This is a genomic window from Rhizobium sp. OAE497, assembly GCF_040546565.1.
GTDB lineage: Bacteria > Pseudomonadota > Alphaproteobacteria > Rhizobiales > Rhizobiaceae > Rhizobium.
The window spans coordinates 1,409,451-1,432,912 of the sequence record NZ_JBEPOA010000001.1; the positions used below are offsets into that span (position 1 = coordinate 1,409,451).

At 61.2% G+C, this 23,462-nt stretch carries 19 protein-coding genes; 17 read left to right on the top strand and 2 right to left on the bottom strand.

What is annotated here, in order from left to right; genetic code table 11:
* Positions 1 to 2 precede the first annotated feature (2 nt).
* The 16 genes from ABIE40_RS07210 (at position 3) to ABIE40_RS07285 (ending at position 17,769) form a co-directional block, all read left to right on the top strand.
* The gene (locus ABIE40_RS07210) at positions 3 to 623 is read left to right on the top strand and encodes a helix-hairpin-helix domain-containing protein (RefSeq protein WP_199628742.1); all 621 of its coding nucleotides are present in this window, start codon (positions 3 to 5) and stop codon (positions 621 to 623) included.
* A 224-nt stretch (positions 624 to 847) separates the two neighbouring features.
* Positions 848 to 2,929, top strand: coding sequence for an NADH-quinone oxidoreductase subunit NuoG (gene nuoG / locus ABIE40_RS07215; protein WP_199628741.1), 2,082 nt, complete (start codon positions 848 to 850; stop codon positions 2,927 to 2,929).
* Positions 2,930 to 2,941: 12 nt separating this feature from the next.
* Positions 2,942 to 3,985: an NADH-quinone oxidoreductase subunit NuoH gene (gene nuoH / locus ABIE40_RS07220; RefSeq protein WP_112720473.1), complete on the top strand. Its 1,044-nt coding sequence runs from the start codon at positions 2,942 to 2,944 to the stop codon at positions 3,983 to 3,985.
* A gap of 40 nt (positions 3,986 to 4,025) precedes the next feature.
* Positions 4,026 to 4,517, top strand: coding sequence for an NADH-quinone oxidoreductase subunit NuoI (gene nuoI / locus ABIE40_RS07225; protein ID WP_112720472.1), 492 nt, complete (start codon positions 4,026 to 4,028; stop codon positions 4,515 to 4,517).
* A gap of 143 nt (positions 4,518 to 4,660) precedes the next feature.
* Complete coding sequence (locus ABIE40_RS07230; RefSeq protein WP_112720471.1) at positions 4,661 to 5,275, top strand: NADH-quinone oxidoreductase subunit J; 615 nt, start codon at positions 4,661 to 4,663, stop codon at positions 5,273 to 5,275.
* A gap of 23 nt (positions 5,276 to 5,298) precedes the next feature.
* Complete coding sequence (gene nuoK / locus ABIE40_RS07235; RefSeq protein WP_018900202.1) at positions 5,299 to 5,607, top strand: NADH-quinone oxidoreductase subunit NuoK; 309 nt, start codon at positions 5,299 to 5,301, stop codon at positions 5,605 to 5,607.
* A 7-nt stretch (positions 5,608 to 5,614) separates the two neighbouring features.
* Entirely contained in the window at positions 5,615 to 7,612 is a 1,998-nt protein-coding gene (nuoL, locus tag ABIE40_RS07240; protein ID WP_112720470.1) for an NADH-quinone oxidoreductase subunit L, read from the top strand.
* Complete coding sequence (locus ABIE40_RS07245; RefSeq protein WP_199628740.1) at positions 7,612 to 9,123, top strand: NADH-quinone oxidoreductase subunit M; 1,512 nt, start codon at positions 7,612 to 7,614, stop codon at positions 9,121 to 9,123. Before nuoL ends, ABIE40_RS07245 begins: the two co-directional genes overlap by 1 nt.
* Positions 9,124 to 9,141: 18 nt before the next feature.
* Positions 9,142 to 10,587 carry an NADH-quinone oxidoreductase subunit NuoN gene (nuoN, locus tag ABIE40_RS07250; RefSeq protein ID WP_112720491.1) on the top strand — a complete coding sequence of 482 codons (1,446 nt, stop codon included), beginning with the start codon at positions 9,142 to 9,144 and terminating at the stop codon, positions 10,585 to 10,587.
* On the top strand, positions 10,587 to 11,351 hold the full coding sequence (locus tag ABIE40_RS07255) for a biotin--[acetyl-CoA-carboxylase] ligase (RefSeq protein WP_199628739.1): 765 nt from the start codon (positions 10,587 to 10,589) through the stop codon (positions 11,349 to 11,351). Before nuoN ends, ABIE40_RS07255 begins: the two co-directional genes overlap by 1 nt.
* 9 nt (positions 11,352 to 11,360) lie before the next feature.
* Complete coding sequence (locus tag ABIE40_RS07260; protein ID WP_199628738.1) at positions 11,361 to 13,031, top strand: ribonuclease J; 1,671 nt, start codon at positions 11,361 to 11,363, stop codon at positions 13,029 to 13,031.
* Between the two features lie 2 nt (positions 13,032 to 13,033).
* Positions 13,034 to 13,438, top strand: a complete 405-nt coding sequence (gene mce / locus ABIE40_RS07265) for a methylmalonyl-CoA epimerase (RefSeq protein WP_199628737.1) — start codon at positions 13,034 to 13,036, stop codon at positions 13,436 to 13,438.
* A gap of 122 nt (positions 13,439 to 13,560) precedes the next feature.
* A complete protein-coding gene (locus tag ABIE40_RS07270) occupies positions 13,561 to 13,842 on the top strand; it encodes a DUF1467 family protein (protein WP_199628736.1) in 282 nt (93 codons plus the stop codon).
* 584 nt (positions 13,843 to 14,426) lie between these two features.
* A complete protein-coding gene (gene proS, locus ABIE40_RS07275; protein WP_130282592.1) occupies positions 14,427 to 15,749 on the top strand; it encodes a proline--tRNA ligase in 1,323 nt (440 codons plus the stop codon).
* Between the two features lie 13 nt (positions 15,750 to 15,762).
* On the top strand, positions 15,763 to 17,070 hold the full coding sequence (locus tag ABIE40_RS07280) for a lipoprotein-releasing ABC transporter permease subunit (RefSeq protein WP_199628735.1): 1,308 nt from the start codon (positions 15,763 to 15,765) through the stop codon (positions 17,068 to 17,070).
* Between the two features lie 15 nt (positions 17,071 to 17,085).
* Positions 17,086 to 17,769 (top strand): ABC transporter ATP-binding protein, encoded by a 684-nt coding sequence (locus ABIE40_RS07285; RefSeq protein ID WP_112720490.1) that lies wholly within the window; start codon positions 17,086 to 17,088, stop codon positions 17,767 to 17,769.
* Positions 17,770 to 17,772: 3 nt separating this feature from the next.
* Here the strand turns inward: ABIE40_RS07285 and ABIE40_RS07290 are convergent, their stop codons facing one another.
* Positions 17,773 to 18,237: a DUF5680 domain-containing protein gene (locus tag ABIE40_RS07290; RefSeq protein WP_199628734.1), complete on the bottom strand. Its 465-nt coding sequence runs from the start codon at positions 18,235 to 18,237 to the stop codon at positions 17,773 to 17,775.
* Between the two features lie 397 nt (positions 18,238 to 18,634).
* Here ABIE40_RS07290 and dnaE point away from each other — a divergent pair, with 397 nt between their 5' ends.
* A complete protein-coding gene (gene dnaE / locus ABIE40_RS07295) occupies positions 18,635 to 22,120 on the top strand; it encodes a DNA polymerase III subunit alpha (protein WP_199628733.1) in 3,486 nt (1,161 codons plus the stop codon).
* On the opposite strand, the gene ABIE40_RS07300 is transcribed toward dnaE, so the two are convergent.
* Complete coding sequence (locus ABIE40_RS07300) at positions 22,117 to 23,355, bottom strand: L,D-transpeptidase family protein (protein ID WP_199628732.1); 1,239 nt, start codon at positions 23,353 to 23,355, stop codon at positions 22,117 to 22,119. The two genes, dnaE and ABIE40_RS07300, sit on opposite strands and share 4 nt — an antisense overlap.
* Between the last annotated feature and the right edge of the window lie 107 nt (positions 23,356 to 23,462).

Below are 23,462 nucleotides of genomic sequence, written 5' to 3' on the forward strand. Positions count from 1 at the left end.
CGATGACGAAGGCGTCGGGCAGCAAGGACAAGCAGGGAGGGGCCGATTTCTCGGCTGACTTCGGCCGTCTTGCTGCCGAGATGCTGGAGAATGCCCGCTCGATGCCGATGCATCCGATGATGGCCCATCCGGCCGCAGCGATGGCAGCGGCAACCGCCGTCGGCATCGGTTTCTCGACGCAGATGGCCGGTGCTTTCTTCGGTGCGCTGCAAGGCGCCTTCGAAGCCACGAGCCGGATTGCCGAAGCGCTCGACGAGACGCCGCCGGCTGCTGCAAAGCCCGAGGTTCGCATCAAGCCGGAGAACATCCGGCCGGCTGCTGCCAAGAAGGCGGCCTTGTCGATCGTCGCAACGCCGGAGCCGAAGGCGGCTCCTGTCGCTGCGAAGAAGCCGGCGAGCCGTGCCAGAAAGGCCGACGACCTGAAGCTGATTTCCGGCATCGGTCCGAAGCTGGAGCAGGTGCTGAACGCCAAGGGCATTCGCACCTTCGCTGCGATCGCGGCCTGGAGCGATGCGGAAGCGGCAGGCATCGACGCCGATCTCGGCTTCGACGGCCGGATCGCCCGCGACGACTGGCGCGATCAGGCGACGGCTCTCGCGGCGAAGCGCCGCAAGCGGGTTTGAGTTTTTCCGGCTGACCCAAGCGGCCGGAGGGAATAAGGCAGGCATGACGGGGCAGGGGCCTCGCTCAGGCAAGCCGATCGGGTCTCGGGTTCCCCGGGGCCGGGGAAAGACAATTTGGGCGACACCGGTGCTTGCGGGGACGAAATCCCGCCTGGCAGCGGTCATGTTGCAGAATAAGGTTTGTTTGCCGCCATCCGGCGAACGGGAAACAGGACTGAGTGACGATGGCAAAACTGAAGATTGACGGTAACGAGATCGAGGTCCCGGATCACTACACGCTCATTCAGGCGTGTGAGGAAGCCGGCGCTGAAGTTCCGCGTTTCTGCTTCCATGAGCGGTTGTCGGTCGCCGGCAATTGCCGCATGTGCCTTGTCGAAGTGAAGGGTGGCCCGCCGAAGCCGCAGGCTTCCTGCGCCATGGGCGTGCGCGATATCCGCGGCGGCCCGAACGGCGAACTGCCCGAAGTCTTCACCAACACGCCGATGGTCAAGAAGGCCCGCGAAGGCGTGATGGAATTCCTGCTGATCAACCATCCGCTGGATTGCCCGATCTGCGACCAGGGTGGCGAGTGCGACCTGCAGGACCAGGCGATGACCTTCGGCATCGACACCTCGCGCTATCAGGAAGACAAGCGCGCCGTCGAGGACAAGTATATCGGACCGCTCGTCAAGACGGTCATGAACCGCTGCATTCACTGCACGCGCTGCGTCCGCTTCACCACCGAAGTGGCCGGTATCTCCGAGCTCGGCCTGATCGGCCGCGGCGAGGATGCCGAAATCACCACCTATCTCGAGCAGGCGATGACGTCGGAGCTGCAGGGCAACGTCGTTGACCTCTGCCCGGTTGGCGCGCTGACCTCCAAGCCTTTCGCCTTCACGGCCCGCCCGTGGGAACTGAACAAGACGGAATCGATCGACGTCATGGACGCCCTCGGCTCTGCGATCCGCGTCGATACGCGTGGCCGCGAAGTCATGCGCGTCATGCCGCGCGTCAACGAGCAGATCAATGAAGAGTGGATCTCCGACAAGAGCCGCTTCATCTGGGATGGCCTGAAGACGCAGCGTCTCGATCGTCCTTACGTCCGCAAGGGCGGCCGCCTGCAGCCGGCAACCTGGGCCGACGCCTTCGGCGCCATCAAGACGGCAGTTGCTGGCACGACGGGCGAGAAGATCGGCGCGATCGCCGGCGACCTTGCAACCGTCGAGGAAATGTACGCATTGCAGGAACTGGTAAAGTCGCTCGGTTCCGAGAACCTCGACTGTCGCCAGGATGGGACGGCACTTGATCCGTCGCTCGGCCGCGCAAGCTACCTCTTCAACCCGACGATCCAGGGCATCGAAGAAGCAGACGCGCTCCTCATCATCGGCGCCAACCCGCGCTTTGAAGCCGCCGTTCTCAACGCCCGCATCCGCAAGCGCTGGCGCCGCGGCGGTTTCCCGATCGGTGTGATCGGCGAAGCCGGCGAACTGCGCTACGACTACGAATATCTCGGCGCCGGTCCGGATACGCTGAAGGATCTCGTCGACGGCAACCATGCCTTCGCCAAGGTTCTCGCTGACGCCAAGAAGCCGCTGATCATCATCGGCCAGGGCGCCCTCTCGCGCGCTGATGGCGCAGGCGTCCTCGCCAGCGCCGCCAAGCTCGCAGGCGCAGTCGGCGCTGTTGCTGAAGGCTGGAACGGCTTTGCCGTCCTGCACACGGCAGCCGCGCGCGTCGGTGGCCTCGACCTCGGCTTCGTTCCGGGCGCCAAGGGCGTCGATGCCGCAGAGATGCTGTCCTCCATGGACGTGCTCTTCCTGCTCGGCGCCGACGAACTCGATTTCACCAAGAAGGCTGCGAAGTTCGTGGTCTATATCGGCTCGCACGGCGACCAGGGCGCGCATAACGCCGACGTCATCCTTCCGGCTGCTGCCTATACCGAAAAGTCCGGTACCTGGGTCAACACCGAAGGCCGCGTTCAGATGGGCAACCGCGCCGGCTTCGCACCGGGCGATGCCCGCGAAGACTGGGCGATCCTGCGTGCTCTCTCCGACGTGCTCGGCAAGAAGCTTCCCTTTGATTCGCTTGGCGAATTGCGCGGCAAGCTCTATGCGGCATTCCCGCATTTCGCAGCCATCGACGAGATCGCCGAAAGCGACAGCGCCAAAATTGCCGCAGTTGCGAAAAAAGCCGGGAAGATGAACAAATCCGGGTTTGCTTCACCGGTCAAAGACTTCTATTTGACGAACCCGATAGCGCGCGCCTCGGCTGTCATGGCCGAGTGCTCGGCATTGGCCCGCAACAACTTCAAAGTCGCGGCAGAGTAAGGGCAGGGGACTATGGAATCGTTTGTTTCAACTTATGTCTTGCCTGGCCTTCTAATGGTCGGTCAGTCGCTGCTGCTCCTGGTCTGCCTGCTGGTCTTCATCGCATACATTCTGCTTGCCGACCGTAAGATCTGGGCAGCCGTTCAGCTGCGCCGTGGACCCAATGTGGTTGGTCCCTTCGGCCTTTTCCAGTCGTTTGCCGACCTTTTGAAGTTCGTCTTCAAGGAACCGGTCATTCCGGCCGGCGCCAACAAGGTCGTCTTCCTGCTGGCACCGCTGGTGACCGTGCTTCTGGCACTGTCCACCTGGGCCGTAATCCCGTTCTCCAACGGCTGGGTGATCGCCAACATCAATGTCGGCATTCTCTACATCTTCGCGATCTCGTCGCTCGAAGTGTACGGCATCATCATGGGCGGCTGGGCTTCGAACTCGAAGTATCCGTTCCTCGGCGCGCTCCGCTCTGCTGCGCAGATGGTGTCCTACGAAGTCTCGATCGGCTTCGTCATCGTCACCGTTCTTCTCTGCGTGGGTTCGCTGAACCTGACGGATATCGTCATGGCGCAGCAGACCGGTCTCGGCACCAAGCTCGGCCTGCCCAGCTCGTTCCTCGACTGGCACTGGCTGTCGCTGTTCCCGATGTTCATCATCTTCTTCATCTCGGCGCTCGCTGAAACCAACCGTCCGCCCTTCGACCTTCCGGAAGCGGAATCGGAACTGGTTGCCGGCTTCATGGTCGAATACGGTTCCTCGCCGTACATGATGTTCATGCTCGGCGAATATGCGGCCGTCTGCCTGATGTGCTCGCTGACGACGATCCTCTTCCTCGGCGGCTGGCTGCCTCCGGTTGATTTCTGGCTCATCAATTGGGTCCCGGGCATCATCTGGTTCATGCTCAAGTCGTGCCTGGTGTTCTTCATGTTCGCGATGGTCAAGGCATTCGTGCCGCGCTACCGCTACGACCAGCTGATGCGCCTCGGCTGGAAGGTCTTCCTTCCGCTGTCGCTCGCCATGGTCATTATCGTTGCATTCGTGCTGAAACTGACGGGATGGGCATGATCATGACATCCCTCGTTTCCGGCAAATTTGGAGGTTGAAGATGGCAAGCTTGTCAAACACCGTCAGCTCGCTGTTCCTCAAGGAATTCGTCGGCGCATTCTTTCTGTCGATGCGCTACTTCTTCAAGCAGAAGGCGACGATCAACTACCCGTTCGAAAAGGGTCCGGTTTCTCCGCGCTTCCGCGGCGAACACGCGCTGCGCCGTTATCCGAACGGCGAAGAGCGCTGCATCGCCTGCAAGCTCTGCGAAGCGATCTGTCCCGCTCAGGCGATCACCATCGAAGCTGGCCCGCGACGCAATGACGGCACCCGCCGTACGGTGCGTTACGACATCGACATGGTGAAGTGCATCTACTGCGGCTTCTGCCAGGAAGCCTGCCCGGTCGATGCGATCGTCGAAGGCCCGAATTTCGAATTCGCCACGGAAACCCGCGAAGAGCTTTACTTCGACAAGCAGCGGCTTCTCGACAATGGCGACCGGTGGGAACGCGAAATCGCGCGCAATATCGCGATCGACGCGCCGTACCGCTGATTGAAATTTGAAATGCCGCAGGGCAGGCGACAGCCGCCCGCGGTCAACATGCACCGGAGCTTTGCCGGCCCTTCAGGGTAGACGGAGCTTCATCGGGCAGGGAAACTCCCGGCTGCCCGGGGGAAGATGAAAAAGGCACCAACATGGGTCTGCAGGCTCTATTTTTCTATCTTTTTGCCTTCGTCGCGGTCGCGTCGGCGTTCATGGTCATCTGGGCAAAGAACCCGGTTCACTCGGTTCTGTTCCTCATCCTGACCTTCTTCAATGCCGCGGGCCTCTTCCTGCTGCTTGGCGCCGAGTTCCTGGCGATGATCCTGCTGGTCGTTTATGTCGGCGCGGTCGCGGTTCTCTTCCTCTTCGTAGTCATGATGCTCGACATCGACTTCACGGAGCTGCGCGCAGGCGTTCTCGAATATGCGCCGATCGGCGCGCTGATCGGCATCATCCTAGCCGCTGAGCTGATCATCGTCATCGGCGGCAGCGTGATCTCGCCCGAGATCGCCAAGACCGTCGCCATGCCGATCCCGGCTCTGACGGAGCGCACCAACACGGCGGCGCTCGGTGACGTGCTCTATACGAACTACGTCTACTTCTTCCAGATCGCCGGTCTGGTCCTTCTCGTCGCGATGATCGGTGCGATCGTGCTGACGCTGAGGCACCGCACCAACATTCGCCGTCAGAATATTTCCCAGCAGGTTGCCCGTACGCCGGCGACCGCCGTCGAGGTGGTCACCGTCAAGCCGGGGCAGGGCCTCTAAGCGCAGGGACAAGGAACAAGAACATGGTCATCGGTCTTTCCCATTACCTGACGGTCAGCGCCATCCTCTTCACGCTCGGCGTCTTCGGCATCTTCCTGAACCGCAAGAACATCATCGTCATTCTCATGTCGATCGAGCTGATCCTGCTTGCGGTCAATATCAACATGGTCGCCTTCTCGTCGTTCCTCAACGACATCGTCGGCCAGGTCTTCGCACTTTTCATTCTGACCGTCGCGGCTGCGGAAGCGGCCATCGGTCTTGCAATTCTCGTTGTCTTCTACCGCAACCGCGGTTCGATCGCGGTCGAAGACGTCAATATGATGAAGGGCTGAGCGGCTCATGTTCCTCTATAAGGCTATCGTCTTTCTTCCCTTGATCGGCGCAATCATCGCCGGCCTTTTCGGCCGCGCGATCGGCGCCAAGGCATCGGAATATGTCACCAGCGGCCTGATGATCATCGCCGCCGCTCTCTCCTGGTACGTCTTCTTCACGGTGGCCCTCGGCCATCCGGAAGGCGCGATCAAGGTTGAAGTCCTGCGCTGGATCCAGTCCGGCGGCATCGACGTCTCCTGGTCCCTGCGCATCGACACGCTGACCTCGGTCATGCTGATCGTCGTCAACACGGTCTCGACGCTCGTGCACATCTACTCGATCGGGTACATGCACCACGACCCGCATCGTCCGCGCTTCTTCGCCTATCTGTCGCTCTTTACCTTCGCCATGCTGATGCTGGTGACCTCCGACAACCTGCTGCAGATGTTCTTCGGCTGGGAAGGCGTTGGTCTGGCGTCCTATCTGCTGATCGGCTTCTGGTTCAAGAAGCCGTCGGCTTCGGCTGCGGCGATGAAGGCCTTCATCGTCAACCGCGTCGGCGACTTCGGCTTCGTGCTCGGTATCGCAGGCGTCTTCGTTCTCTTCGGCGCCATCAACTTCGACACGATCTTCGCCAACGCTGCGAACTTCGCGCCGCATGAAGGTGCAGAAGCTGCCAGCGAAGTCGTTCTCAACCTCTTCGGCATGCAGCTCGACAAGACGCATGCGCTGACCGCCGTCTGCCTGCTGCTCTTCATGGGTGCCATGGGTAAGTCGGCTCAGTTCCTGCTGCACACCTGGCTGCCGGACGCCATGGAAGGCCCGACGCCGGTTTCGGCGCTCATTCATGCCGCGACCATGGTTACCGCCGGTGTCTTCCTCGTCGCCCGCATGTCGCCGCTCTTCGAACTGTCGCATGATGCGCTGACCTTCGTCACCATCATCGGCGCGATCACTGCCTTCTTCGCGGCAACGGTCGGTCTCGTTCAGAACGACATCAAGCGCGTCATCGCCTATTCCACCTGCTCGCAGCTCGGCTACATGTTCGTGGCGCTCGGAGTAGGGGCCTATGGTGCCGCGATCTTCCATCTCTTTACGCACGCCTTCTTCAAGGCACTGCTCTTCCTCTGCGCCGGTTCGGTTATCCACGCCGTCGATGGCGAGCAGGACATGCGTTACATGGGCGGCCTGCGTCCGCACATCAAGGTCACGTTCTGGATGATGATGATCGGTACGCTCGCCATCACTGGCGTCGGCATTCCGTTCACTCCGATCGGTTTTGCGGGCTTCTTCTCGAAGGACGTGATCATCGAGGCTACCTACGCGTCGCACTCGCCGGCTGCAGGCTTCGCCTTCACGCTGCTCGTCATCGCCGCTCTGTTCACCAGCTTCTATTCCTGGCGCCTGATCTTCCTGACCTTCTTCGGCAAGCCGCGCGCTTCCCACGAAGTCATGCATCACGTCCATGAATCGCCGCAGGTCATGCTGGTGCCGCTCTACATCCTGGCAATCGGCGCAGTCTTCGCCGGCTTCCTCTTCGAGGGCCGCTTCTATGGCGAAGAATATGCCGAATTCTGGAAGGGCGCGCTGTTTACCTCCAAGGAAAACGAACTGCTGGAGCACTTCCATCACGTTCCGGCCCTGGTCGCGCTCAGCCCGTTCATTGCGATGGTCATCGGCTTCGTGACCGCCTGGTACATGTACATCAAGTCGCCGTCGACGCCGCGCGTTCTCGCGCAGCAGCACCGCGTCCTCTACCAGTTCCTGCTCAACAAGTGGTACTTCGACGAACTCTACGACTTCCTCTTCGTCCGCTCCGCCAAGGCTCTTGGCAACTTCCTGTGGAAGAAGGGTGACGTCGGCGTCATCGATACCTACGGCCCGAACGGCATTGCCGCCCGCGTCGTCGATGTCACGAACCGCGTGGTCCGCCTGCAGACCGGTTACCTCTATCACTACGCCTTCGCGATGCTGATCGGCATTGCAGCGCTCGTTACCTGGATGATGCTCGGGAGTTCCTTCTGATGACCGATTGGCCTATTCTTACAACGGTCACCTTCCTGCCGCTCGTCGGCGTGGTGCTTCTGCTGCTGATGAATGAAAGCGGCCCGAACGGCCGCCGCAACGTGCTCAACATCTCGTTGATCACGACGATCGTCACGTTCCTGCTGTCGCTCCTCATCTGGACTGGCTTCGATAACGCCAATCCGGGCTTCCAGATGGTCGAGAAGCACGCCTGGCTCGGTACCGGCATCGGCTACCATGTCGGCGTCGACGGCATCTCGATGCTGTTCGTCATCCTGTCGACCTTCCTCATGCCCTTCTGCGTGCTGGCAAGCTGGCTCTCGATCGAGAAGCGCCTGAAGGAATACATGATCGCCTTCCTCATCCTCGAAGTGATGATGGTCGGTGTCTTCGTGTCGCTTGATATCGTGCTCTTCTACGTCTTCTTCGAAGCCGGCCTCATCCCGATGTTCCTGATCATCGGTGTCTGGGGAGGCGCGAACCGCGTCTATGCGAGCTACAAGTTCTTCCTCTACACGCTGCTCGGCTCGGTGCTGATGCTGCTCGCCATCATGGCGATGTACTGGCAGGCCGGCACGACCGATATCTCGGCGCTGCTCGCCTACAAGTTCCCGCCGCAGATGCAGACATGGCTATGGCTGGCCTTCTTCGCCTCCTTCGCTGTCAAGATGCCGATGTGGCCGGTTCACACCTGGCTTCCCGACGCGCACGTTCAGGCGCCGACGGCCGGGTCCGTCATCCTGGCAGGCGTGCTCCTGAAGCTCGGCGGCTACGGCCTGATCCGCTTTTCGCTCGGCATGTTCCCTGTTGCCTCCGACTTCTTTGCGCCGATGGTCTTCGCACTGTCCGTCATCGCCATCATCTACACCTCGCTGGTGGCGATGATGCAGGACGACATCAAGAAGCTGATCGCCTACTCGTCGGTAGCGCACATGGGCTACGTGACCATGGGCATCTTCGCCGCCAACATGCAGGGCGTTCAAGGCTCGATCTTCCAGATGCTGTCGCACGGCATCGTCTCTGGCGCGCTCTTCCTCTGCGTCGGCGTCGTTTACGACCGAACCCATACCCGCGAGATCGCGGCTTACGGTGGTCTGGTCAACAACATGCCGAAATACGCAGTGGCGATGATGGTGTTCACCATGGCCAATGTCGGTCTGCCGGGCACCTCGGGCTTCATCGGCGAATTCCTGACCCTGATCGGCGTCTTCCGCGCCAATACCTGGGTTGCACTCTTCGCTGCCACCGGCGTCATCCTGTCGGCTGCCTATGCTCTGTGGCTCTATCGCCGCGTGATCTTCGGTGCGCTTGAAAAGGAAAAGCTGAAGGCTCTGCTCGATCTTTCGCCGCGTGAGCAGATGCTGCTCTACCCGCTGATCGCGCTGACCATCTTCTTCGGTGTCTATCCGGCTCCGGTCTTCGATGCGACGGCCGCTTCGGTTGACATGCTGGTGAACAATTATACGGCCGCCGTACACGCAGCGCAGAACGTTGCGCTGTCGATGAACTGATGACGGGACTTTTTGGACATGACCGCTGAAACCATTCTTGCAAGCCTGCATCTCACCGCGCCGGAGCTGATCCTCGCGGTAGGCGCCCTTGTCCTGCTGATGATCGGTGTCTTCACGGGCGAGCGGTCCGGGCGTCTGGTGAGCGTGCTCGCCATGATCCTGTTCGCGGCTGCGGCTCTCTGGCTGATCTTCATCCCGTCCAACGGCCTCGCCTTTGGCGGCGTCTACAAGGCGGACGGCTTCTCCCGCTTCATGAAGGTGACGGCGCTGACCGGCTCCTTCGTGGCGCTCTTCATGTCGCTCGGCCACGCCAAGGAAAACCAGCTCGACAAGTTCGAGTTCCCGGTTCTCCTCGTGCTCTGCACCCTCGGCATCATGCTGATGATCTCGGCAAACGACCTGATCGCGCTCTATCTCGGCCTCGAGCTGCAGTCGTTGGCGATCTACGTCGTCGCTGCGATCAACCGCGATAGCGTCAAGTCGACGGAAGCCGGCCTGAAGTATTTCGTGCTCGGCGCGCTGTCCTCGGGCATGCTGCTTTACGGCATGTCGCTGGTCTATGGCTTCACCGGCCATACGCACTTCGCCGATATCGCCCAGGCGCTCAATGTCGAAGGCGCGCGTTCGCTCGGCCTGATCTTCGGCCTGGTCTTCATCCTCGCCGGTATCGCCTTCAAGATCTCGGCCGTGCCGTTCCACATGTGGACGCCCGACGTTTACGAAGGTGCGCCGACCCCGGTCACCGCCTTCCTGGCGAGCGCTCCGAAGGTTGCCGCCATGGCCATGATGACCCGTATCGTCATCACCGCCTTCCAGCCGATCATGGCTGACTGGCAGCAGGTCGTGGTCTTCATCTCGATCGCCTCGATGCTGCTCGGCTCCTTCGCCGCTATCGGCCAGAAGAACATCAAGCGACTGATGGCCTATTCGTCGATCGGTCACATGGGTTATGCGCTGGTCGGTCTTGCAGCCGGCAACCAGACGGGCGTCTCCGGCGTCATGCTCTACATGGTCATCTACATGGTCATGACACTCGGCTCCTTCGCGATCATCATGTCGATGCGCCGCAAGGATGGCACCGTCGTCGAAGCGATCGACGATTTGGCTGGTCTCTCGAGCACCAACCCATTCATGGCGACGGTTCTCACCATCCTGATGTTCTCGCTTGCCGGTATCCCGCCGCTCGCTGGCTTCTTCGCGAAGTACTTCGTCTTCGTCGCAGCCATCGAAGCCAAGCTCTATGCGCTCGCCATCATCGGCGTTCTCGCATCGGTCGTCGGTGCTTACTACTACCTGCGCGTCATCAAGCTGATGTGGTTCGATGAAGCCAAGGGCGAGTTTGCCCGCGTCTCCGGCGCCCTCAAGCTGGTGTACGGTCTCTCCGGCCTGTTCGTTCTCGCCTATGTTCTCATCGGCGGTCCGATCGGCGGTGCGGCTGAGCTGGCGGCAGCGACGCTGTTCTGATGATGTCTCCAGCGCGGCGCCGGATATCGCTCGGCGATATCAGGCACGAAGCCCTGACGGAGACACCTTCGACCAACACAGAATGCCTTGCCCGAGCCCGGGCAGGGGACCCCGGCCTCCTCTGGGTGACCGCGGTCAGGCAGACCGGCGGCCGCGGCCGCCGCGGACGCCCCTGGGTCTCCGAACCCGGCAATCTCTATTCTTCCCTTCTCCTGATCGATCCTGCTCCGATGGAGCGCATGGGCTCCCTGCCGCTGGCGATTGCTGTCGCCGTCCATCAGGCGATCCGCCAGGTCCTGCCGCCGGGCGCCGAGCCGCTCGAGGTCAAGTGGCCGAACGACATCCTGATCGGACGCAAGAAGACCTGCGGCATTCTCGTCGAGGGCGAGCAGCTGCCGGACGGGCGCTATGCGCTGGTGATCGGCATCGGCATCAATGTCTCGGTCATGCCTGACAACCCGATGTATCCGGTGACATGTCTGCGCGAGCAGGGCAGCTCGGCCTCGCCCGAGGAGCTCTTCGCCCATCTCTTTGCTTCCATGGCCGAAGTGCTGGATGTCTGGAACGCCGGGCGCGGCATCAAGGAGATCACCGCGCGCTGGCGCGAGGTCGCCTGTGGCGTCGGCGAGAAGATTACCGTGAATTTACCGGACAGGTCGATTTCCGGCCATTTCGCTGGAATTGATGATAATGGGCTGTTGATGCTCGATACCGGCGCAGGCAGGATGATGCAGATCGCCGCCGGCGACGTTTTCTTTGGATAGTAGGACCTAATGGCGAAACAAGACGAACTGGTATTTCTTCCGCTGGGCGGCGTCGGCGAGATCGGCATGAATCTCGCTCTGTACGGCTATGGCCCCGCGGATCACCGCCAGTGGATCATGGTCGATTGCGGCGTGACCTTCCCGGGTCCAGACCTGCCGGGCGTCGATCTCGTGCTGCCCGATATCCGCTATCTCGCCACCGAGCGCAAAAGCCTGAAGGCGATCATCATCACCCACGCGCATGAAGATCATTACGGCGCGCTGGCCGATCTCTGGCCGGGCCTCAATGTTCCCGTCTATGCCTCGCCCTTTACCGCGGGCCTGCTCGAAGCCAAGCGCAATTTCGAGAAGGACGCGATCGGCGAAGTGCCGGTCACGATCTTCAAGGCAGGCGACACGATCAATGTCGGCCCCTTCAGCATCGAAGGCGTCGCCGTGAACCACTCGATTCCCGAGCCGATGTCGCTGATGATCCGCACGCCGCTCGGCAATGTCATTCACACCGGCGACTGGAAGATCGACCACGAGCCGTCGCTCGGGCCGCTGACCGACGAGAACCGCTTTCGCCAGCTCGGAGACGAAGGCGTTCTGGCGTTGATGTGCGATTCTACCAACGCCCTGCGCGACGGCGTCTCGCCCTCGGAGAAGGACGTCTCGGAAAGCCTGCGCAAGATCATCGAGAATGCCGAGGGGCGTGTGGCGATCACCACCTTCTCCTCGAATGTCGGCCGTATCCGTACCGTCGCCGAGGCTGCCGAAGCCGCCGGCCGCGAAGTGCTGCTGCTCGGCAGCTCGCTGAAGCGCGTCGTCGACGTCTCGCGCGACATCGGCATCATGGAAGGCATCAAGCCCTTCATATCCGAAGACGAATACGGCTACATCCCGCGTGACAAGGTCGTGGTGATCCTGACCGGCAGCCAGGGCGAACCGCGCGCCGCACTCGCCAAGCTCTCGCGCGACGAGATGCGCAATGTGGCGCTCGCCGCCGGCGATATCGTCGTCTTCTCCTCGCGCGCCATCCCGGGCAACGAGAAGGCGATCCAGGACATCAAGAACGGCCTCGTCGAGCAGGGTGTCCACATCATCACCGACGGTGAAGCGCTGGTCCACGTTTCCGGACACCCGCGCCGCAACGAGCTGCAGAGGATGTACCAGCTGGTTCGCCCGAAGATCGTCGTGCCGGTCCACGGCGAGGCGACGCATCTGACGGCGCACAAGGAACTGGCGGAGCAGTCGGGCATCGCAAGCGTGCCGCGCGTGCGCAACGGCGACATCCTGCGTTTGGCACCTGGTCCGGCCGAAGTCATCGACGAAGCCCCGCATGGCCGCATCTACAAGGACGGCTCCCTGATCGGCGATTTCGACGAGATGGGTATCGGCGAGCGCAAGAAGCTCGCCTATGTCGGTCATGTCGCCGTCAACGTTGTCCTCGACAGCCGCTACGACATCATCGGCGAGCCGGATCTCGTCGCTATCGGTCTGCCGGTCTATGACGATGAGGGCGACGAGATGGAAGACACGCTGTTCGACGCCGTCATCGGCGCCGTCGAGAGCATTCCGCGCGCCCGCCGCAAGGATCTCGACATGGTGCAGGAAGCGATCCGCCGCGCCGTGCGCGCCGCCGCCAACCATGCCTGGGGCAAGAAACCCGTCGTCACCGCCTTCCTGACCAAGGTCTGATCATGCTCGGCCGCGTCAATCACATCGCGATTGCCGTCCCCGATCTCGCCGCTGCGACGGCCAGCTACCGCGATACGCTCGGCGCCAGGGTATCGGCGCCGCAGCCCCTACCGGAGCACGGCGTCACCGTCGTCTTCGTCGAGCTCGACAATACCAAGGTCGAGCTCTTGGAACCACTCGGCGAAAACTCGCCGATCGCCGCCTTCCTCGAAAAGAGCCCGTCCGGCGGCATGCACCACATCTGCTACGAAGTCGCCGACATCATCGCCGCCCGCGATCATCTGATTACCTCAGGGGCGAGGGTGCTTGGCAATGGCGAGCCGAAGACCGGCGCCCATGGCAAGCCGGTGCTCTTCCTGCATCCCAAGGATTTCTTCGGCACGCTGATCGAGCTCGAGCAGGTCTGACCACTGCCTCTGCGGCAGAGTGACCTAGTCCCCAGCATTGGTCGCGGCGTGATTTGAGATTTGCGCCATTCCACTCTATAAGCGCGGCGTTGCGATGGTCGTAACGCGATTTGGGACCCGCCATGCTGCAGATTTTCCTACAGGGCTTCGCCGTCTATTTCATCGTCTGGTGGCTCACGCTATTCGCCGTTCTGCCGATCGGTCTGCGCACCCAGGCGGAAGACAATGAGGTGGTGCTCGGCACGGTTCCGAGCGCTCCGGCGCGCTTCCGGCCGCTCTTCGTCTTCTCGCTGACGACGGTGATTTCGGCGATCATCTATGGCACCTGGTACGTGTCTTCGACCTATTTCGGCTGGGGCTTCGATGCCCTGCCGCAGATCGGCCCGAGCTTCAATATCGAATAGGGCTTTTGCTCAATCTTTGAGCATATGTGTTAGCGCCAGCGAAAATGCCGTCATACGGCTGTCATCAACATGATGCAAAGAGCTCACGCGGCGGCAGCGATGTCTGCCGTTACGTCAATTCTCTTATGTTCACGTTAGGGAAAGGGCCGAAAAACCAAAAAAAAACAAGGCTAAAAGCCTTGTTTTAAGTATCGCGTGATCTGTAACCGTTGCCGGGGCTGCGACGAGCGCGCCTAAGATCTGATCCTCCCAAGACTTGACCGCGAATTGGCAAGAATTTATCTCCTTGCCTGTTTTGTGAGCTGAAACTAGCTCAAAGATTGGGCTTTGTCACCAGCTTTTTTTGCATTTTTGCTACAGTCGGGCAAAAAATTCCTGTTGACAAGATTTTGATGCAAGCCCTTATAAACGCGCGATTTTTTCTGCATTTGCGTTTTCCGGACGCCAACTTGCGTCTGCGGAAGGCTGCTTGCGCTGCTCGCGGGTTTCTTTCCGGCTGCGAAGCAGCTATGAACGCTCCCACCATTAACGAATGCCGTCGATTCCGCCATTGAAGTGGAATCCCAACTGCTCTGGAATCCGCCATGCGTCTGTCCCGCTACTTCCTGCCCATCCTGAAGGAAAACCCCAAGGAGGCGGAAATCGTCTCCCACCGGCTGATGCTGCGCGCCGGCATGATCCGCCAGCAGTCGCAGGGCATCTATTCCTGGCTGCCGCTCGGCAAGCGTGTTCTCGACAAGGTGAACAACATCATCCGCGAAGAGCAGAACCGCGCCGGCGCCATCGAGCTGTCGATGCCGACGCTGCAGTCCGCCGAGCTCTGGCAGGAAAGCGGCCGCTATGATGCCTACGGCAAAGAAATGCTGCGCATCAAGGACCGCCAGGACCGTCCGATGCTCTACGGCCCGACCAACGAGGAAATGGTCACCGACATCTTCAGGGCCTACGTCAAGTCCTACAAGGACCTGCCGCTCAACCTCTACCACATCCAGCTGAAGTTCCGCGACGAGATCCGTCCGCGCTTCGGCACCATGCGCTCGCGCGAGTTCATGATGAAGGATGCCTATTCCTTCGATCTGACGAAGGAGGGGGCGATCCACTCCTATAACAAGATGTTCGTGGCCTACCTGCGCACCTTCGACCGTCTCGGCCTGCGCGCCATCCCGATGCGCGCCGATACCGGACCGATCGGCGGCAACCACAGCCACGAATTCATCATCCTTGCCGACACCGGCGAGTCTGAAGTGTTCTGCCACAAGGATTTCGTCAATTTCGACATCCCGGAAGCCGACACCGATTTCGACAGCGTCAAGGGTCTGGAAAGCGTCTTCGACAAGTGGACGTCGCTCTATGCCGCGACCTCCGAAATGCACGATGAGGCCGCATTCGACGCGATCCCCGAAGGCGAACGCCTGTCGGCCCGCGGTATCGAAGTCGGCCACATTTTCTATTTCGGCACGAAATATTCCGAGCCGATGGGCGCTAAGGTTCAGGGTCCCGACGGCAAGGAACACAATGTTCACATGGGTTCCTACGGCATCGGCCCGACACGCCTTGTTCCCGCCATCATCGAAGCATCGCATGATGAGAACGGAATCATCTGGCCGGCCTCCGTCGCGCCGTTCGATGCGATCGTGATCAACATGAAGGCCGGCGACGCCGCCTGCGACAGTGCCTGCGAGAAGATCTACGCAGCGCTCTCCAAGGGTGGCAAGGACGTCCTCTATGACGACACCGACGATCGCGCCGGAACGAAGTTTGCGACGGCTGACCTGATCGGCGTTCCCGTTCAGATCATTGCCGGCCCGCGCGCGGTCGCGAACGGCGAAGTGGAAGTCAAGGACCGCAAGACGGGCGCCCGCGAGACGATGACCATCGACGCGGCAATCAATAAGCTCTTGGGCTGATAACGGAGGCGAAATGGCAGAGGCAGCAGTGGACAAGCGGGGTTCGAAATCCGGCTTCGGTCCGGCGAGCAAGCCATTTTCCACCTTCGAACGCATGGTCGCCTGGCGCTATCTGCGCGCCCGGCGCAAGGAAGCCTTCATTTCGGTCATCGCCGGCTTCTCCTTCGTCGGCATCATGCTCGGCGTTGCGACGCTGATCATCGTCATGGCGGTGATGAACGGCTTCCGCACCGAGCTGATCTCGCGCATCCTCGGCATCAACGGCCACATGATCGTTCAGCCGGTCGATGCGCCCTTCACCGATTATGCGGCGCTGACGGAAAAGTTCGCCGCCGTTCCCGGCATCCGCATGGCCCTGCCGCTTGTCGAGGGCCAGACGCTGGCCTCCGGTCAGGGCGGTGCGGGCACCGGCGCGCTGGTGCGCGGCATTCGACCGGAAGATCTGACCAAGCTGAAGACCGTCTCCGACAACATCAAGTCGGGCGACCTCGTCGGTTTCATGTCCGGGCAGGGCGTGCTGATCGGCTCCGGCATGGCCAACCAGCTCGGCCTGCAGGCGGGCGATACGATCACGCTGATCTCGCCCGAAGGTGACGTCACGCCGATGGGCATCAATCCGCGGGTGAAGTCCTATACGGTCTCCGGCATCTTCGAGATCGGCATGTCGGAGTATGATTCCGCCATCATCTACATGCCGCTCGAGGAATCGCAGCTCTATTTCAATTCCGAAGGGCTGGTGCAATCGATCGAGCTCTTCGCCAGCAATCCAGATGATATCGACAATCTGAGGCCGAAGGTCGAGGCTGCCGCGGGCCGCCAGATCGCCATCACCGACTGGCGCCAGCGCAACCAGACCTTCTTCTCGGCGCTGCAGGTCGAGCGCAACGTCATGTTCATGATCCTGACGCTGATCGTTCTCGTCGCTGCGCTGAACATCATCTCGGGTCTCATCATGCTGGTGAAGGACAAGGGCAGCGACATCGCCATCCTGAGAACCATGGGGGCGAGCTCCGGCGCCATCATGCGCATCTTCTTCATGACCGGGGCTGCGATCGGCATAGTCGGGACGCTTGCCGGCGTGCTGCTCGGCGTCGTCGTCTGCATCAATATTGAGTCGATCCGCCAGTTCTTCTCCTGGGTCACCGGAACGATACTCTTCAATCCGCAGCTCTACTTCCTGAGCCAGCTGCCGGCGCAGATGAGCGTCAGCGAGACGACTTCGGTCGTCATCATGGCTCTGACGCTGTCTTTTCTTGCGACCATCTTCCCGGCCTGGAGGGCTTCACGGCTCGATCCGGTGCAGGCGCTGCGCTACGAATAAGGAATGCTGAACTCCATGAAACGCAATGTCGTTCTCAAGCTTTCCGGCGTCGAGCGTCACTACGGGCAGGGCGATACGGTGCTCTCCATCCTGAAGGGGGCCGACTTCACGCTGCATAGCGGCGAGATCGTCGCTCTGGTTGCGCCGTCGGGCACCGGCAAGTCGACGCTGCTCCATCTGGCGGGTCTCCTGGAACATCCTGATGACGGTGAGGTCAGCATCAACGGTCATGCCTGCAACGGACTGTCCGACGATAAGCGCACGGCGATCCGCCGTAGCGAGATCGGCTTCGTCTATCAGTTTCATCACCTGCTGCCCGAGTTCTCCGCGCAGGAAAACATCATGATGCCGCAGATGATCTCGGGCCTGCCGCGCAAGGAAGCTGCCGAGCGTGCCAAGCAGCTGCTCGACTACATGCGCATCGGCCACCGCGGCGCTCATCGTCCTGGCGAACTCTCCGGCGGCGAGCAGCAGCGTGTGGCGATTGCGCGCGCTGTTGCCAATGCGCCAAGCCTGCTGCTCGCCGACGAACCGACCGGCAATCTCGATCCGGAGACGGCCAACTATGTCTTCGATGCTCTGGAGGCGCTGGTGCGCCAGTCCGGTTTGGCGGCCCTGATCGCCACGCATAATCACGAGCTCGCCAGCCGCATGGACCGACGTGTCACGATCAGCGACGGCAAGGTCGTCGACTTCTGAGCCTCAGAGCCGGATCAGGCCGCCGCGGTAGTCAAGTTCATAGGCGCGCCTTTCCTCGACGATGATCATTTCCACGCCGCGGAAATGCGCGCAGTCGCCCTCGCTGCTGTCGATATAGAGGCCGAAGGCGTGGTCGAATTTCATGCCGCCGAGGAAGCGCTTCTTTTCCGAATACATCGACGACAGGGCCGCCTTGATGACGGCGCCGGCGCGGCTGCCGTCGATCAAACCGGGCTCGAGGATGTGGCCGAAATAGTTCATCGCCCAGATGGGCTCGCCATTCAGCCAGACCGTTTCCTGGCCGCAAAAATCCGTTCCGCCGAAATAGCTGTCGAGATAGCGCCATTCGCCACGCTCGTAGCCGATGTCATGCGAACCCGGACGGCAGGATGGGCGGGGACTGCCGCCACCCACGTAGGTCCTCGATTTCGCCTCGACGATGAAGTCATTGAGCAGGGTGAGATACATGGCGCGCCTCCTGCGGGCGTTGTCGCAGATGCGTGACCTTCTGTAAAGAACAAATAGAGAACAGAGCGATTGCCGCCGGCTGGGATAGGTGGGCGAACGCCCCCGGACGCGCGTTAACCAAACGGAAAAGATTCCTGTTGACGAAAGAACAAGAGTGGAACAAACTAAAAACATAACGAGTAAAGGAGAGCCAAATGACTGACATGATCCGTGACGTCGCAGCATTCACCTCCATCGCAATGTTCGTTGCCAGCTTCTCGCTGATCCTGATGGCAATGTAATTTTTCAGGGGACCGCATGGCTGCCATGCGGTTCAAGACGGGGTCTTCTTCTGGACATCTCCACGGCCACGACCGACAATGGCGCCGATTCATACGGGCGATTGAAGGGACGTGTCATGGCGGAAGCAGAGAGCGGATTTATCGGCGGGACGCCGGGCTTCGTTCATCTGCGCGTGCACTCGGCCTATTCACTGCTCGAGGGCGCGCTGCCGCTGAAGAAGGTTCTCTACAAGGCTGCGGGCGATAGCCAGCCGGCGATCGCCATCACCGATACGAACAACCTGTTCGTCGCGCTGGAATTCTCGCAAAAAGCCATGGACGAGGGCCTGCAGCCGATCATCGGCTGCCAGCTGTCGATCGACATGGAAGACGGCCTGGAGATCGAGAAGCGCGGCGGCCAGCAGATGATGGGCAAGCTCCCGTCGATCGTCGTCCTTGCCGCCAGCGATGACGGCTACGAGCGTCTCGTCGATCTCGTCAGCCGCGCCTATCTCGGCGGCGAGGACGGACAGGCGATCCACATCCGCTCGTCCTGGCTGGAAGAGGCGGGCACCGAAGGCCTGATCGCGCTGACGGGTTCGCTCAGCGGCCCGGTCGATATGGCCCTCAAGCAGGGACACCTGGCGCCGGCCGTATCGCGGCTGCTGACGCTGAAGTCACTGTTCGGTGACCGGCTCTATGTCGAGCTGCAGCGCCACGGCACTTACGACAAGCGCCATGAACAGAAGATCATCGGTCTCGCCTATGAGCACGACCTGCCGTTGGTCGCCACCAACGAGGCCTTCTTCCCGACGCGCGACGACTACGACGCGCATGACGCGCTGATGGCGGTTGCCCATAACGCCATCGTTTCCGACGACAGCCGCTTCCGCCTGACGCCGGACCATTACCTGAAGAGCCGCGCCGAAATGGCGAAGCTCTTTGCCGATTTGCCGGAGGCGCTTGAGAATACGATCGAGATCGCCCGGCGCTGCTCCTTCGTCCTGAAGACCCGCAAGCCGATCCTGCCGCGCTTCACCGGCGCCACCGCCGATCCCGAGGAAGCCGAGCGCGCCGAGGCGCTGGAGCTTCGCCGCCAGGCGGAGGAGGGGCTCGACATGCGCCTCGCGACACTCGGCATGTCGGCTGGCTACGAAGAGAAGGATTACCGCGAGCGGCTGGAATTCGAGCTCAGTGTCATCGAGCGCATGAAGTTCCCCGGCTACTTCCTGATCGTTGCGGACTTCATCAAATGGGCCAAGCAGCATGACATCCCCGTCGGCCCCGGCCGCGGTTCGGGTGCGGGCTCGCTCGTCGCTTATGCGCTGACGATCACCGACGTTGATCCCCTGCGCTTCTCGCTGCTCTTCGAACGCTTCCTCAATCCGGAACGCGTTTCGATGCCCGACTTCGATATCGACTTCTGCCAGGATCGCCGCGAAGAGGTGATCCGCTACGTGCAGAAGAAATACGGCCGCGAGCAGGTGGCACAGATCATCACCTTCGGTTCGCTGCAGGCCCGCGCTGCACTGCGCGACGTCGGCCGCGTGCTCGAGATGCCCTATGGCCAGGTCGACAAGATCTGCAAGATGGTGCCCAACAACCCGGCCAACCCGACCCCCTTGCACAAGGCGATCGAGGAAGATCCGAAATTCCAGGAAGAGGCCGACAAGGAGCCCGTCGTCGCCCGCCTGCTCGATATCGCCCAGAAGATCGAGGGTCTCTACCGCCACGCCTCCACGCACGCCGCCGGTATCGTCATCGGCGACCGTCCGCTGTCGAAGCTGGTGCCGATGTATCGAGACCCGCGTTCCGACATGCCGGTCACCCAGTTCAACATGAAATGGGTCGAGCAGGCCGGCCTCGTCAAGTTCGACTTCCTCGGCCTGAAGACGCTGACGGTGCTCAAGGTCGCGGTCGATTTCTGCAAGAAGCGCGGCATCGAAGTCGATCTCGCCTCCATCCCGCTCGACGACAAGCTGACTTACGAGATGCTGTCGCGCGGCGAAACGGTCGGTGTGTTCCAGGTGGAAAGTGCCGGCATGCGCAAGGCGCTGATCGGCATGAAGCCCGACTGCATCGAGGACATCATTGCGCTGGTAGCGCTGTACCGTCCGGGCCCGATGGAAAACATCCCGACCTACAATGCCCGCAAGCATGGCGAGGAAGAGGTCGAGTCGATCCATCCGACGATCGACTATCTGCTGAAGGAAACCCAGGGCGTTATCGTCTACCAGGAGCAGGTCATGCAGATCGCTCAGGTTCTCTCGGGCTATTCGCTCGGCGAGGCCGACCTGCTGCGCCGCGCCATGGGTAAGAAGATCAAGGCTGAGATGGACCAGCAGCGCGAGCGCTTCGTCGACGGCGCCGTCAAGAACGGCGTATCGAAGCCGCAGGCCGATAACATCTTCGAACTGCTGGCGAAGTTCGCGAACTACGGCTTCAACAAGTCGCACGCCGCCGCCTACGCCATTGTCTCCTACCAGACCGCCTATATGAAGGCGCATTATCCGGTCGAGTTCCTGGCCGCCTCGATGACGCTCGATATGTCGAATACCGACAAGGTCAACGACTTCCGCCAGGATTCCAAGCGTCTCGGCATCGAGGTCATCGCGCCCTCGGTGCAGACCTCCTTCCGCCATTTCGAAACCGGCGACCAGCGGATCTACTACGCGCTGGCGGCGATCAAGGGCGTCGGTGAAAACGCCGTCGAGCACATCGTCAACGTGCGTGGCGACAAGCCCTTCGCCAGCATCGAGGATTTCTGCCTGCGCATCGATCCGCGCCAGGTGAACCGCCGCGTGCTGGAAAGCCTGATCTATGCTGGCGCTTTCGATTGCTTCAATATCGATCGTGCCCAGCTTTCGGCCGGTCTCGACCGTGTTCTCGGCTATGCGCAGCGCGCCCAGGAAAACAAGCTGAGCGGCCAGTCGGACATTTTTGGCGGCGCTCTGTCGTCAGGACCGGAGAAGATCGCGCTGCCGCCATTCTCGCCCTGGCTGGCCTCGGAGCGGCTGCTCAAGGAATTCCAGGTCCTCGGCTTCTACCTGACGGCTCATCCGCTCGACACCTACAACAGCCTGCTGCAGAAGATGCGCGTCCAGACCTTCGCGGATTTCTCGGCGGCGGTGAAACAGGGTGCCGCCAACGGGCGTCTCGCCGGCACCGTCATCTCCAAGCAGGAGCGCAAGACGAAGACCGGCAACAAGATGGGCATCATCGTCTTCTCGGATTCATCCGGCCAGTTCGAATCCGTGCTGTTCTCGGAAATGCTGAACCAGTATCGCGATATCCTGGAGCCCGGAAAATCCTTCGTGATCACGGCAACCGGCGAAGAGCGCCCGGAAGGCGTCAGCCTGCGCCTGCAGACCGTCCAGTCGCTGGAAGAGAAATCGCTTCAGATGCAGAAGGCGCTGCGCGTCTATGTCCGTGATTCCGGTCCGCTGAAGGCGGTCGCTGCGCACCTGAATGCCAAGGGCGACGGCCTGGTGTCCTTCATCGTCATCAAGGAAGACGGCAAGCGCGAGGTCGAGGTGGCGCTGCCGCAGAAATACCGGATCACGCCCGAAATCGCGGCCGCCTTGCGGGCCGCGCCGGGGATTATCGATGTCGAGCTTGTCTAGCGCGTCACGGTGATGAAATCGGTGCCGGCGCCGGTTTCCGGGCCAATGCCGGTATCGGATATGGTCATCGTCGAACCGGCGGCAAGCAGCGCGTCGACGCGCTTGCGCGTCTCGTCCGGGATCTGGATGCGCGACAGCGCGTTACTGATCGGGCTGCCCATGATGATCGAGCCCTCCTGCGTCTTGATGCCGAGCCGCTTCATCGTCTGCGAAGGCAGATTGTTGTCGAGCGTCAGGCCCAGCCAGTCGGCGGTGCCGTTCTCCTGATCCACCTTATGCAGCGTGAAGAAATGCGTGCCGAGCGCCAGCTGCGGATTGTCGATGATCACAGGCGCCTCGAACAGCGGTTTGAAATCCTGGCGGATCATCAACACGCCGTTCGGCGGTTCGCCCTTGCCGACAGCGGCGTAAACTTCCCTTAGGAGAGTATCGCTGGTCAGCGTACGGTCGCCCTTGAACTGCGCGGGGCGCAATGCCTTGAAAGCGTTGATCGCCTGCACCGTCGATGGGCCTAGCAGGCCATCGGGATTGCCGGCGTTGAAGCCCAGCTGATTGAGATAGGTCTGGATGTCGATGATCGCCTCGCGCTGGGCGCGCCGCGTGATCAGGATGCGGATCGGTTCGACATTTTCAGGCGCTGCCGCAGCCGGCGGGATCAGCGAGGCTGAGACCGTATTCATCGCCAGCTGCACCGCCTCGCCATCGCTGCTGCCGATTGCCGGGCGCAGCTGCACGTCGGAAAGCAGGAGCGCCGGTTCCGGCGCATTCGGGCGGAACAGCGAAGGATGATCGATCGGCTCGGGCACCACGGCCGCATTGCTGATGATGACGGGAACGCTGAGGTCCGTCATCTTGTAAAGTTCCCTGGCGAAGGCGGCGGGCATGCGCACGCAGCCATGCGAGGCCGGATAGCGCGGCACGGAATTCGACTCGTGCAGCGCAATACCGGACCATGTCAGCCGCTGCATCCAGGGCATGGGGGCAGCCGAATAGAGATTGGATTCGTGATATTTCTTCTTCTCGAGCACCGAGAAGATGCCGCTCGGCGTCGTATGGCCGGGCTTGCCGGTCGAGACTTTCGAGGTCGCCACGACCTCCGTGCCGTCATAGACGGCAAGCGACTGCTTGTCCTTGGAGACGATGATTTGCAGCGTCCGGGCGTCTGCCGCAAGAGCAGGGTTCACCAAGGCGGTCGCCGACAGCAAGCCGAGGCCGAAAACAATACGCGAGAACATGTTACCCAACCAATACGCAATACTTGGCTGGGACAATATTCAACGAAGTTTAAGGAAGGCTTGACCCGCGCCGTCCGGCTTCGCGTCTCACGCATTAGTGATCAAGC

What these genes read in the sequence shown, in the direction of transcription:
- ABIE40_RS07290 (WP_199628734.1), bottom strand. Translation starts at nt 18,237, where the DNA reads ATGTATCTCACCCTGCTCAATGACTTCATCGTCGAGGCGAAATCGAGG.
- proS (WP_130282592.1), top strand. Translation starts at nt 14,427, where the DNA reads ATGCGTCTGTCCCGCTACTTCCTGCCCATCCTGAAGGAAAACCCCAAG.
- ABIE40_RS07285 (WP_112720490.1), top strand. Translation starts at nt 17,086, where the DNA reads ATGAAACGCAATGTCGTTCTCAAGCTTTCCGGCGTCGAGCGTCACTAC.
- ABIE40_RS07270 (WP_199628736.1), top strand. Translation starts at nt 13,561, where the DNA reads ATGCTGCAGATTTTCCTACAGGGCTTCGCCGTCTATTTCATCGTCTGG.
- nuoK (WP_018900202.1), top strand. Translation starts at nt 5,299, where the DNA reads ATGGTCATCGGTCTTTCCCATTACCTGACGGTCAGCGCCATCCTCTTC.
- ABIE40_RS07245 (WP_199628740.1), top strand. Translation starts at nt 7,612, where the DNA reads ATGACCGATTGGCCTATTCTTACAACGGTCACCTTCCTGCCGCTCGTC.
- nuoG (WP_199628741.1), top strand. Translation starts at nt 848, where the DNA reads ATGGCAAAACTGAAGATTGACGGTAACGAGATCGAGGTCCCGGATCAC.
- mce (WP_199628737.1), top strand. Translation starts at nt 13,034, where the DNA reads ATGCTCGGCCGCGTCAATCACATCGCGATTGCCGTCCCCGATCTCGCC.
- ABIE40_RS07300 (WP_199628732.1), bottom strand. Translation starts at nt 23,355, where the DNA reads ATGTTCTCGCGTATTGTTTTCGGCCTCGGCTTGCTGTCGGCGACCGCC.
- nuoH (WP_112720473.1), top strand. Translation starts at nt 2,942, where the DNA reads ATGGAATCGTTTGTTTCAACTTATGTCTTGCCTGGCCTTCTAATGGTC.
- nuoI (WP_112720472.1), top strand. Translation starts at nt 4,026, where the DNA reads ATGGCAAGCTTGTCAAACACCGTCAGCTCGCTGTTCCTCAAGGAATTC.
- dnaE (WP_199628733.1), top strand. Translation starts at nt 18,635, where the DNA reads ATGGCGGAAGCAGAGAGCGGATTTATCGGCGGGACGCCGGGCTTCGTT.
- nuoN (WP_112720491.1), top strand. Translation starts at nt 9,142, where the DNA reads ATGACCGCTGAAACCATTCTTGCAAGCCTGCATCTCACCGCGCCGGAG.
- nuoL (WP_112720470.1), top strand. Translation starts at nt 5,615, where the DNA reads ATGTTCCTCTATAAGGCTATCGTCTTTCTTCCCTTGATCGGCGCAATC.
- ABIE40_RS07280 (WP_199628735.1), top strand. Translation starts at nt 15,763, where the DNA reads ATGGCAGAGGCAGCAGTGGACAAGCGGGGTTCGAAATCCGGCTTCGGT.
- ABIE40_RS07210 (WP_199628742.1), top strand. Translation starts at nt 3, where the DNA reads ATGACGAAGGCGTCGGGCAGCAAGGACAAGCAGGGAGGGGCCGATTTC.
- ABIE40_RS07255 (WP_199628739.1), top strand. Translation starts at nt 10,587, where the DNA reads ATGATGTCTCCAGCGCGGCGCCGGATATCGCTCGGCGATATCAGGCAC.
- ABIE40_RS07230 (WP_112720471.1), top strand. Translation starts at nt 4,661, where the DNA reads ATGGGTCTGCAGGCTCTATTTTTCTATCTTTTTGCCTTCGTCGCGGTC.
- ABIE40_RS07260 (WP_199628738.1), top strand. Translation starts at nt 11,361, where the DNA reads ATGGCGAAACAAGACGAACTGGTATTTCTTCCGCTGGGCGGCGTCGGC.